The sequence below is a fragment of the Paenibacillus sp. FSL H7-0331 genome, from assembly GCF_001956045.1.
In genome coordinates this window covers 247,830-259,680 of sequence record NZ_MRTH01000006.1, presented here as the reverse complement: position 1 = coordinate 259,680, position 11,851 = coordinate 247,830, and the positions used below count along the sequence as shown (strand labels likewise).

Here is an 11,851-nt window from a genome sequence, read left to right as displayed (position 1 = left end):
GCTTAAGAGCGGGTGCTGATTTGGGTGCACACTTTACGGTTCTCGGGCCACTTTGGCCCCTACGGGACAAGCTTGACTTTGGGTGCTGGTACAGGCTTAAGAGCGGGTGCTGATTGGGTGCACACTTTACGGTTCTCGGGCCGCTTTGGCCCCCGCGGGACAAGCTTCAATTTGGGTGCTGGTGCTTATTACAGATGATTGGAGTAAAAGGCTGCGTCTACAGTGTGCTTGAGCAGCATAGCTATTGTGACGGGGCCTACACCAGCGGGAACGGGGGTGATCGCACTGGCCTGCAAGAAGCAGGCGTCATAATCGACGTCACCAATATTACCCGGGTTGTAACCGGCATCCATGATGACGGCGCCGGGCTTGATCCAATCGCCTTGAACAAATTTCGGTTTGCCGACTGCCGCTACGACGATGTCAGCTAAACGAACGATTTGGGCCAAATCACGCGTTTTGGAATGGCAGATCGTTACGGTTGCATTGCGATTTAACAGCATCTGGGAAACGGGTTTGCCTAGAATCGGACTGCGGCCGATAACGACAGCGTGTCTGCCTTCAATGGATAGATCATATTCATCCAGAATAGCAACAATTGCAGCCGGTGTGCAAGAAGGAAATCTGCCGTAGTCAAAGGCTGTTTGTGCGAATCCGATAGCAGTCACACCATCGACATCCTTATCGATGCTGATCGCTTCGAAGGCTGCCCGTTCATCAATGTGTGAGGGTACGGGGTGCTGCAGTAAAATACCATGCACATCAGGATCGTTGTTTAGTGAGATAATGGCCTCAATTAAGCTTTCCGTTGTTGTCGATTCGTCGAGATAAATACGCCGTGAATCCATCCCCAGCCTTTTACACGCGTTGCTTTTCATACGTACATAGGTTTCCGAGGCAGGGTCGCTGCCCACAAGAATCGTTGCCAGACAAGGTACAATCGACTTCGCAGCCAAATGTTCAATTCTCCCCTTGAGCTGCTCCTTGATTGTCATAGATACCTGATTGCCATCCAAAATAAGTGTCTTCTGCATGTTCCTTCATCCTTTCGCTGATCCATCGTATAAACGCAAAAAGGCAAGGAGAATGAACTCCTTACCTTTGCCCAGGCGTACGGCGAAAATGCTTCTATGTGCTCCCCCATGGTTGCCCATGCTCCGCCAGTCACACATAGTTTGTTGAAGACGAATATACCGCTATTTATGAGAAAAATCAACTATTATTTGCCTCCATACTACTTGCATCTGCATCTAGTGCACGCAGCCGCAATGCATCTTGCTCAATCTGTTCTTTCGTTAGTGGTGTTACGAAGGATAAAGTTTTGGTTGCAGCCAGATTGATTTGCTCAATGGCTTCATCCGTTTTTCCAAGCTGCTTTAAGGTTTGAGCATAGTAATAATAAGGCTCGGCGAATTTAGGCGACTTCAGCATCAATTTTTGATACGTTTCCTCAGCTAGTGTCCACTGTCCCAACTCATAGTAATTCAGGGCAACATTGTCCATGATCGTAAGGTCGTCCCCATTATAAGCGTAAGCTTCAAGATTAAATGTCAAAGCTTCCTCTGGGTCACCATGAAGAATTTTAAAATAACCAAGGTTGCCATACACAAGCGTATTCTTGTACTCCTTTAATACATCTGTGAGCAAAGCCACCGCTTCGTCCTGCTTACCCTGAAGCCAATAAGCCGTAGCCAGATTGCACTGGGCCTGTACAAGTGTATCTCGACTCTTGCTAGCTTTCAGAAGCGGACCAAAAACCTGTTCAGCTTGCTTGGCATCCCCCGTGCGCATCAGCAGATACCCATAGCCAATTCGATGCTTATCTGGACAAGGTTTACTGTTATAAGCCTTTTTGTACCATTCAAGGGCTTGCGGGGTTTCCCCTTTGGCAAACTCCCTGCTGCCGCGCAGCGCATAAAGACTTGCGCGGGATGTATATGCGGCAAATATGAGAATAGCAGCGATCAGGCCAAAGCCAGCCCAAATATTCACATTAAAAACAATGATCACAATAATAATCATACCGACGATAACAAGAAGCGGTTTGATGAGAGCTTTCATGAGGTTCCTCCACAGCCATTAAAGTCCAATATTCATGCAGCCCGCTACTCTCAGACATTCCACTTTGAACATGATTTCAAGCTAAGCGTTTGCCACCTTGCCAAGCAGGTACACAAGCAACTGCTGATTGTGCGAGGAGATTCGGCTCAAATACTGTTGCAGAAAGCGCTCTCGTATTTCCGTACCCCGCAAACATTCCGCTTTGCCTTTATCCGTTACCTCTACCCAAACGATACGACGGTCCTTCTCGTCACGGGAACGGGAGAGCAGCTCGGCTTTTTCCATTCTATCCAATAAAGTAGTTATTGCAGCAGGTGTTGTTGCCAGAAATTCAATAAAATCCGAGGGCTTCATTCGATCACGGCCCATGAGCAGCTCGAGTACGGTCAATTGACCTTCCGTTAACGTTGGTGACAATTGAAGATCCATATGTGTGCGCAAATCCTTAGATAGTTTCCACCATAGCTTAGCAAACTCCTGAGTTACCACTTTGCCTCATCACTCCTGTAGATCCATACTTTTCTTAAGTATATCATCCACTCGATCTCTTTTAAAGATTAATGCCATAAATACTTTGAGACATTAATCGATAAAAAAAAGGAACTTTAGACGCCTTTCAACATATAGTGCAGAATAGGCATTCGACTATCGGCAGAGCTTGTCAAATCATAAGAAGGAGTGATCAGGTTATGGAAACTTGGAAGCAGCATATTGGACAGCTCGCAATTCAAAGAGGCATATTGAACGACCCACAGTGGCTCGAACGTCTGGACGATTCGATGCCCGTGTGGGCCGTATTGGAGCTGCTGCTGCAATTCGCAGAAAAGCTGGAACCGGAAACGAATAGCTATGACTAGTCCGTTTTCAGCATATCTGTGATTAAATCTGTTTTGGTAACACCAATGACTTGACGACCTGTAGATTTCCGCTGTTCAATCGGTGTTTTCTCCGAGGAAAAGGAGAGTCGACTTCCGCTCTGCAGAATCGCTGTCAGCAATAATTCATCTTTAACGACGAACGCTTTAACAAGACTTGCACCATTCGGCTTCACTCTGGCGCCTTCTCTGAATTCGAAGGTAAATATTCCTTTGCCTCCGCGTCCTTGAATCGGATAATCGAGAATGAGCGAGCGCTTGGCAAATCCAAGGTCTGTAACAACGAGCAGCTCGCCTTCTTCACCCTTGATCCATTCCGCACTCACAACCTCATCGTCATCCTTCATCTGGATTCCACGCACTCCACCAGCTGCACGGCCCATCGCGTTCACTTCGTCTTCTTTGAAGCGTATGGCCATTCCCTGCTTCGTGATGAGCATGATATCCTCATCGTTCCTGCTCAGCCTCACGCTAATAATCGCATCCTGATCGGCAACTTTACAAGCGACAATACCTATAGAACGGCTTGTTGCGTATTCTTTCAGCTCCGTACGTTTGACTTGACCCCGCCGCGTAACGAATACGAATGACTTGCCCGGCTCGTTAAAATCCTTCACCGGAATGACGCTGATTATACGATCATCCTTCAGAACAGGAATAATATTAACAATCGCGGTTCCGTTTTCTTTCCATTTATATTCGGGAACCTGATGCACGGGTAGCAGATAATACTGTCCCTTTTGTGTGAAGATCAGCAGATTCTGCAGCGTATTGACCTCAAGCAGGTAACGAAGGTAATCGCCCTCTTTAAGGCCCGTTTTTTCGATTTCTCCACCTGATCGGGTGAAGGATAGCTTGCTTGTCCGTTTGATATATCCCTCATTGGATAAGCTTACATAAACATCCTCAGCCGTGACCATGACTTCCAGATTCACCTTGAGTTCTTCCACTTCGTCCTGAATATCCGATCGACGATCGATACCGTATTTCGTACGGATTTCGGTCATTTCTGTCTTAATTACGGCAAGCAGCTTCTTTTCACTGCTTAGAATTGATCGAAGATTTGCAATCGATTTCTGTAATTCTTTTAATTCCTTTTCAATCGAATGGATCTCCAGATTCGTCAGCCGATACAGCTGTAATATCAATATGGCATCCGCCTGACGCTCGGTAAATCCGAACTGCGACACCAGATTATTTTGAGCATCCTGACGGTTCTTGGAAGCTTTAATCGTTGCGATGACCTCATCCAAAATATTAAGTGCTTTGGCAAGCCCTTCCAGCACATGTGCGCGATCCTCAGCCTTTTCCAAATCAAAACGAGTGCGGAACGTCACAACTTCCTTCTGATGCTCAATGTAAGCCTTCATAATTTCGATGACACTTAGCTGCTTCGGTGTTTTGTTAACAATCGCAACCATATTAAAATTATAAACGACCTGAAGATCGGTTTTTTTCAGTAAATAAGCAAGAATCCCTTGGGCATCCGCTTCTTTTTTCAATTCAACGACGATACGCATACCATTACGTCCACTCTCGTCACGAACAATCGAGATGCCCTCGATTTTCTTCTCCAGCCTGATGTTCTCCATAGCTGTGACAAGTCGAGACTTCACGACCTGATACGGAATTTCCGTGATCACAATTTGCTGGAGTCCGCCACGCAGCTGCTCAATTTCAGTACGCGAGCGCACATAAATACGGCCTTTACCGGTGCGAAAAGCATCCCGTATACCGTCCGAGCCCATGATAATGCCCCCGGTAGGGAAATCTGGGCCTTTCATAATCTTCATCAGCGCTTCCAGCTCAAGATCAGGATCATCGATCAAGGCTATACAGGCATCAATAACCTCACGCAGGTTGTGCGGCGGAATTTCCGTTGCAAATCCGGATGAAATCCCACTGACACCATTCACCAAAAGGTTCGGATAACGGGACGGCAAAACGACCGGTTCTTTGGTTGAATTATCAAAATTATCTTTAAACAGCACTGTGCGTTTTTCGATATCCCGCAGCAGCTCCATCGCGATTTCCGATAGTCGGGCTTCTGTATAACGCATAGCGGCGGGTGGATCATCATCCACAGAGCCCCAGTTGCCATGACCGTCTATAAGCATATGTCCCATTTTCCAGGGCTGTGCCATCCGCACCATACCGTCATAGATCGATGCATCACCGTGCGGGTGATAGTTACCCATCACATCACCGACGGTTTTGGCTGATTTGCGGTACATTTTGTCCGGTGAATTGCCTGCGTCGTACATGGCGTACAGAATACGCCGCTGTACAGGCTTCAAGCCATCCCGAACATCGGGAATCGCGCGGTCTTGAATAATATATTTGGAATAGCGACCAAACCGGTCGCCCACCACTTCCTCTAAAAATGCGGGTAAAAAATTTTCAGGTATCGTCACTATTTATCTACTCCTCGAACTCGGTAAAGTCGACATTCTCGATAATCCAACGCTTACGTGGGTCCACTTTATCCCCCATCAACGTAGATACACGCCTTTCAGCTTTGGCCGCATCCTCTATCTGCACCTGCAACAAAATTCTCGTTGCCGGATCCATTGTGGTTTCCCACAGCTGATTCGGATTCATCTCACCTAAGCCTTTATAACGCTGCAGTTCCGTTCCTTTGCCCAGCGATTTGTTAAGCTTGTTCAACTGATCGTCTGTCCATGCATAATGAACCGCACTGTTTTTGCCTGATTTCTTGGTCACCTTATATAAGGGCGGTTGAGCGATATATACCTTGCCTGCGTCAATTAAGGGCTTCATGTACCGATAAAAGAAAGTAAGCAAGAGCACCTGGATGTGCGCTCCATCCGTATCCGCATCCGTCATAATAATGATTTTGCCGTAGTTGCTTTCGCTCGAATCGAATTCGGGACCCACTCCGGCACCAATAGCGGCAATAACCGCTTTATACTCATCATTTTTCATAATGTCGGGCAGCTTGGCTTTCTCGGGGTTCATCGGCTTACCCTTAAGCGGCAAAATGGCCTGATGCTTGGAATCACGGCCCTGCTTGGCCGAGCCTCCGGCGGAATCCCCTTCCACGATAAACAACTCATTTCGAGCGTAATCCTTCGACTGCGCAGGAGTCAGCTTGCCGCCGAGATTCGAGCTCTCGCTCTTGCCCTTTTTACCGCTGCGTATTTCCTCACGCGCCTTGCGTGCCGCTTCGCGTGCTTTGGCCGATTGTACAGCCTTCTTCATGATCATCTGTGCCGATTGCGGATTTTCCTCCAAAAACACAGCCATTTTGTCAGAAACGATGGAATCCACAACACCACGCGCAGAGGCGCTGCCCAATTGATCCTTGGTCTGACCGACGAATTCTACCTCGCCCATCTTGATGTTAATGACAACCATCATACCTTCCCGCAAATCCTGACCGTCCAAATTCTTATCCTTTTCCTTCAAAATCCCTGTTTTACGCGCATAATCATTCATGACACGGGTATAGGCTGTTTTAAAGCCTGTTTCATGAGTACCGCCGCCGCGTGTCGGTATGGAGTTAACAAAGGAAACCAAAGTCTCGGTGTAGCCATCATTATACTGGAGGGCGATCTCCGCCTCGATATCTTCTTTTTCCCCGGTAAAATGGATCACGTCGTGCAGTACCGTCTTTTCCTCGTTCAAAAAAGCGACAAACTGACTGGCACCACCCTCATACTGAAACGTTTCCTGCTTATCGCTGCGCTCATCCTTGATCGTCACTTGAAGACCCGAGTTCAGAAAAGCAATCTCCTGCAGCCGCTCGTACAGCGTATCATACGTAACCGCAATACCGCTCTGGAATACTCTTTTATCCGGCTTAAAGGTAACCTTCGTACCGGTTTGTCTTGTATTGCCCAGCACTTCCAGGCCCCCAACAGGTTCACCTACATGCTCAATACCCTTATCATCGACCCAATATTCGAAACGCTGCTTATGAGTTTTACCGTCACGATAAATCGTGACCTCCAGCCATTCGGACAGCGCATTGGTTACCGAAGCACCTACGCCGTGCAGTCCACCTGACTTCTTATATCCCGAACCGCCGAATTTTCCACCGGCATGCAGAATCGTAAACACGACCTGTGGTGTCGGAATGCCTGTTTTGTGCATACCTGTCGGTATGCCTCGTCCATTATCCTGAACGGTAATCGACTGATCCTTATGAATAGTCACATCAATCTTTGAACAATATTTGGCCAAATGCTCATCAACGGCATTATCGACAATTTCCCATACCAAATGATGCAGTCCGGAAGAGCTTGTGCTTCCTATATACATACCCGGCCTTTTACGGACCGCTACAAGTCCTTCCAACACCTGTATATCATCAGCGTCGTATTCCGCCCGCGTGGTTGTTGTATTGGCTAACAAATCCAGTTGCTCCGCCATCGCAGTCTCCCCTTATCCCTAAAGCCCCAGTTATGTCGCAGTTTTGGAAATAATTTACGTTCTACTTCTGTGACATCTGGTTTCTATTGTGCATTATATCATCTTGCGTTATTAGTTCAATACATCTTTTTTCGTGAAGACAGCAAAGGAGGCAATTACCGAGGCAAGTCCCCAAACCGTCAACACGGCTAATGAGAAGGGCAAATCCATACCTTTAATAGGTGGCATGCTGCCGGTCAAATAATCGGTCAGACGCAGATTCACCATAAATAAATATTTGGCCGTTTCCCAGGATGATACCATATTCGTCAGGATCGTGCCCGAAATCAATACGGCCAGCATCAAGCCCATACCCGCAGCAGTACTGCGGACCAGCACTGAAACCATCAATGACATGACCGCTACAATTAGTGCTGAGTACCAGACCAGACCAAATTCCATGATCAGGTAAAGCCATTGATCGACCGGACGGACAAAGGTCGTATCAACCTCAGAGCCAATAATCGTAAATCCAAAAAATACAGGCATGTCCCATCCGCCATAGCCGAACACTACCCCTGAAATCAGGTAACAGAGCAGCCCCGTACTTATAACGACAAGCGATGTAAACAAAATTAGACTGAGCAGCTTGCTCATCAAAATTTTCCAGCGCTGCACCGGCCTTGTCAGCAGCAGCTTAATGGTTCCTGTTGAATGCTCCGACGATACAAGATCCGATGCAATAACCATGATCATCAAGGGAATAAACAAGCCCACCGCATTTTTTATGAATTCTCTTGTAAAGGTTACCCCGTTCGGCTCTGCGGGATTCACATCTTTATCCAAATAGTATTGTGCCAGCTTAACCTCGACTCGGCGGAACTGCTTCCATTCCTCGGGAACACGAGCACTGCCAATGCTTCGCGTGTAGTCAACGATTTTTTGCCGTTGCTCTGCCCGCCAGTCATTCGTACCGAACTGCTTCAAATTATTTTCTGCGACCTTCATCTGTGCATAAGTAAACATCGGAATCAGTGCAGCAAGAATGAGTAGAACGACCAGCAATCGGCGTTTTTTAATGATTTTGATACATTCGTTTTTTATGAGTGGATATAAGCTAACCAATACGCTCACCCTCCGTCAGACTTAAGAATAAATCCTCCAGCGTAGGGCTTTTCGTCTCCACACCGTACAGCAATACGCCGGACTCCGCAAGTTTTCGTGTCAATAACGGTACATCTTCAGGCCTAAGCTGAGTGACAATACTCGCTATCTGAAGACTGTGGTCCTTGTGATCTTCAACAGCTTGATGGTATTCAACAATCTCTACATCCGCTTCAGACTGCAATATAGCCAGAGCCATTTCTAAAGGTGTCACACGCCAAATAACACGACTTGCCGATTCGTCGATCAGGGAATCGACTTCGCCGACCTTGATGACCTTTCCATGACTAATAATCGCGACCCGATCACACATTTGTTGAATTTCACTAAGCAAATGGCTCGATACGAACAGGCTTAATCCTGTTTGCGCCAGCTGTTGTATAAATTCTCTCATTTCTTTAATACCTTGAGGGTCCAAGCCGTTCGTAGGCTCGTCCAGAATCAACAGCTTGGGACTATTCAACAGAGCCTGTGCAATGCCGAGCCGCTGCCGCATGCCGAGCGAATACGTGCGAACCTTATCATGGATACGCACATCCATACCGACAATATCCACTACTTCCTGGATACGCTTTTCACCGACATTAGGTAGCATACGAGCGAAGTTCTCGAGGTTTTCCCACCCGCTTAAGTACGTATACAGCTCCGGGTTTTCGACGATACACCCTACATACTGAAGTGCCTTATTGTGCTCCTTGTGGACATCGTAGCCGCAAATCGTAATCGTGCCTTCCGATGGCGCGATCAAGTCGACAAGCATACGAATGGTAGTCGTTTTCCCTGAGCCGTTGGGCCCAAGAAATCCGAATATTTCACCTGCGTACACCTCGAATGAGATACCTTTAATAATTTCTTTTCGTTTGATTGATTTTTTCACATTTTGGACGGATAGCACAACTTCCCGTTGATTTAACATCGTTTCACCTCGCTCTATTGAGACCCTATTTAACAATTTGTACAATACGTTCGGCTATTCGTTCATAACCATCCTGATTCGGATGAAAATGGTCTGTATATAAATACTTGCCTAAATTCAGCTCAAATAAATCAGAGGTCGGGACAACGACGATATTCGGGTAACGATGGGCAATTTCAAAAGCTGCCGCATTCCATTTCTGTACCGTGAGGATTCCTTCGCGTTTGGGGTCCATGTCCAGAAAAGGATGATACAAGCCCACATAAGCAATCGTCGCGGTCGGATTCAGCTTGGCGACCCGATCCAGAATTTGCTCCAGCCTCTGTAAGGCTTCTGGCATCCGTTCTTCCGCAGCCTTGGGATTGAAGCCTTCCTCCCCGGTTGTACTCAATACCCCTTGTCCACCCTCGAACAAATCATTACCGCCAACGGTTAGCAGGATCAGATCCGCCTGGGACAGTGAAGTGCCTATATCTTTTTTGGCATCCATATCCTTCAGCACATCATAAGTCCGGAAACCGGGAATTGCAAAGTTGTTTAGTATATATACAGGCTTGCCCAGCTGCTGCTCCAGCTTTTCCTTCGTTTGCCCGACATAACCACGTCCCGACAAATCGCCAGTTCCGGCAGTCAATGAATCACCAAGCGCCACGATTTGAATTTTGTCCTTGGACGCGAGCGGCGACTCTTTGGGCTTCACAACTTCAACAGGAATCGCAAAATCATTATTAGCAGCAAGCTTCGGATACATAATCTGATTAATGGCATATACGAATCCAAACACACAAATAAGCGTTGACAGCAACGCGGCCAACCCAACCGTACGCCATAAAAAACGAGTAGAAAACAAGCGACCTCTCCCCCTCCACATATTCGACAACCTCATAAGGACTCCATTTTAGAGTAGCGGTTCACGAGACAATTTGCAAATCCATGTCAAATAGACCGGAGCTCTGGGTCATCGGCCTGCTTCGCTTATAAAATTTCAGACAACGGATGCAATCATACATTTAACTCGCTTTTAACAAATATTTCATCGGGTTTTCCTGAACCTCGCCTTTGCGGATTTCAAAATGTAGGTGTACACCCGTCGCATTGCCCGTACTGCCCATAACCCCGATTTTATCCCCTTTTTCAATACGATCATCCAGAGCTACGGAAATCTTGCTTAAATGCCCGTAAAGTGTGCTATAGCCGTTGTGATGGTCAATGATGATGCAGTTGCCATAACCGGTTTTCCAGCCTGCAAAGCTAACCACTCCATGATCTGACGCAGTAATACCTGATTGCTCAGATACCATATCCATTCCCGGATGAAAGCCTCCCCATCGGCTTCCATAATCGCTCGTCAGTTTTGCCCTGTAGACCGGCCATGAGAATTGCCCTGTGCCCATACCCGCAACAATCATTGTACCTTTTTTCACAACTGCCTGGGTAGCGGAACGAATCCATGTTTGATTCACTTCTGCCTCTTCAATAAATTCGCCGTCTATTCGGGTCGTATTCGTTGCAACCCGCAGCAAGCCAGGAATACCAGCCGACACCACTTCTTGTACACCAGCCTTTAAAGAGTTATCTTCAACATATTCTGTAGTGAATGGCACTTCTATCGAGCTTATCCGCTGCTCAACTGTTTTGAGTGTCAGCATCGGTTGTGATACGGATAAATCCAGTTGTTCTCCGATACGAATCAAGTCATTACGAATTTGCGGATTATTATTATAAATGACTTGTTTATCGATCTTGAATTTGTAAGCAAGACACGAAATACAATCCCCACGTACCACGGTATAAATAAAGGGTTTGACACCTCCAGTCGCTATTTTATCCAGCAACGTGTCATTATTCTCGATATCCTCCGGTTCAATATCTATCTGTACAAGCTCAATGTGCTGCATAAATTCGGCAGACTGAAGCTGCCCCGGCTGCTCCGTGGCCTGTTCCTTATCTATAGCTGCCGTCAGAATACGAACCTTGGCTTTATCTGCTGCGGTTGCCACTGTTGCTGTGTTCGTTGAGTCTGAACCGTTCAAGGTAGCAGTATTTAGGCCGATCTTAGGCAGGCGGCTCTGTTTATATTGTTCCAGCAGAGCGGCAGCCGCTTCCTCATCTTTTACGATACCAAGCGGACTTCCATCAATAACGATTTGCACGCCCCGTTTACTCGCAGCCCATAGCCGCTCCTGCTCGTTGATTTCAAGCTCAAGCTCAGAGTAAATAAAATCATCATAGGATTGCTGATTCACATGATCCAGCTCTTTTCCAGCTGGTGTGCCCTGCACATTGGGAAAAGGACGCATCAAGCACCCTGCAAGCACTACAAACATGCCAATCACCGCACATCCTACTAATAGCCACCTGCATTTACTTAACATTGTTGTGTAATCCACTTGTACCTCCCGTTAATTCGGTGTAATGGTGGAGAGTAAACAACCTTTTCTAGTCTATTCAGCTAGCAATC

Annotated in this window: 10 protein-coding genes and 1 riboswitch; of the genes, 1 reads left to right on the top strand and 9 read right to left on the bottom strand. The window is 46.9% G+C overall.

The window, feature by feature from the left end; all coding sequences use genetic code 11:
• Positions 1 to 188: 188 nt before the first annotated feature.
• The 3 genes from BK127_RS11440 to BK127_RS11430 form a co-directional block, all read right to left on the bottom strand.
• Positions 189 to 1,034: a bifunctional 5,10-methylenetetrahydrofolate dehydrogenase/5,10-methenyltetrahydrofolate cyclohydrolase gene (locus BK127_RS11440; protein ID WP_076230175.1), complete on the bottom strand. Its 846-nt coding sequence runs from the start codon at positions 1,032 to 1,034 to the stop codon at positions 189 to 191.
• Between the two features lie 62 nt (positions 1,035 to 1,096).
• A riboswitch (ZMP/ZTP riboswitch) is annotated at positions 1,097 to 1,178 on the bottom strand.
• Positions 1,179 to 1,212: 34 nt separating this feature from the next.
• A complete protein-coding gene (locus tag BK127_RS11435; RefSeq protein WP_076230174.1) occupies positions 1,213 to 2,061 on the bottom strand; it encodes a tetratricopeptide repeat protein in 849 nt (282 codons plus the stop codon).
• 81 nt (positions 2,062 to 2,142) lie between these two features.
• Positions 2,143 to 2,550, bottom strand: a complete 408-nt coding sequence (locus BK127_RS11430; protein ID WP_076230173.1) for a MarR family winged helix-turn-helix transcriptional regulator — start codon at positions 2,548 to 2,550, stop codon at positions 2,143 to 2,145.
• Positions 2,551 to 2,750: 200 nt separating this feature from the next.
• On the opposite strand from BK127_RS11430, the gene BK127_RS43645 reads away from it, so the two are divergent.
• A complete protein-coding gene (locus BK127_RS43645) occupies positions 2,751 to 2,918 on the top strand; it encodes a hypothetical protein (RefSeq protein ID WP_179097445.1) in 168 nt (55 codons plus the stop codon).
• Here the strand turns inward: BK127_RS43645 and gyrA are convergent.
• The 6 genes from gyrA to BK127_RS11400 form a co-directional block, all read right to left on the bottom strand.
• Positions 2,915 to 5,350, bottom strand: coding sequence for a DNA gyrase subunit A (gyrA, locus tag BK127_RS11425; RefSeq protein ID WP_076230172.1), 2,436 nt, complete (start codon positions 5,348 to 5,350; stop codon positions 2,915 to 2,917). The genes BK127_RS43645 and gyrA overlap by 4 nt on opposite strands.
• A 7-nt stretch (positions 5,351 to 5,357) precedes the next feature.
• Positions 5,358 to 7,331 carry a DNA topoisomerase IV subunit B gene (gene parE, locus BK127_RS11420; RefSeq protein ID WP_076230171.1) on the bottom strand — a complete coding sequence of 658 codons (1,974 nt, stop codon included), beginning with the start codon at positions 7,329 to 7,331 and terminating at the stop codon, positions 5,358 to 5,360.
• A 111-nt stretch (positions 7,332 to 7,442) separates the two neighbouring features.
• Positions 7,443 to 8,435: an ABC transporter permease gene (locus BK127_RS11415; protein WP_076230170.1), complete on the bottom strand. Its 993-nt coding sequence runs from the start codon at positions 8,433 to 8,435 to the stop codon at positions 7,443 to 7,445.
• On the bottom strand, positions 8,428 to 9,390 hold the full coding sequence (locus BK127_RS11410) for an ABC transporter ATP-binding protein (RefSeq protein ID WP_076230169.1): 963 nt from the start codon (positions 9,388 to 9,390) through the stop codon (positions 8,428 to 8,430). Before BK127_RS11410 ends, BK127_RS11415 begins: the two co-directional genes overlap by 8 nt.
• A gap of 25 nt (positions 9,391 to 9,415) precedes the next feature.
• Positions 9,416 to 10,240, bottom strand: coding sequence for a GDSL-type esterase/lipase family protein (locus BK127_RS11405; protein WP_083689231.1), 825 nt, complete (start codon positions 10,238 to 10,240; stop codon positions 9,416 to 9,418).
• A gap of 160 nt (positions 10,241 to 10,400) precedes the next feature.
• Positions 10,401 to 11,780 (bottom strand): LysM peptidoglycan-binding domain-containing M23 family metallopeptidase, encoded by a 1,380-nt coding sequence (locus tag BK127_RS11400; protein WP_083689230.1) that lies wholly within the window; start codon positions 11,778 to 11,780, stop codon positions 10,401 to 10,403.
• Between the last annotated feature and the right edge of the window lie 71 nt (positions 11,781 to 11,851).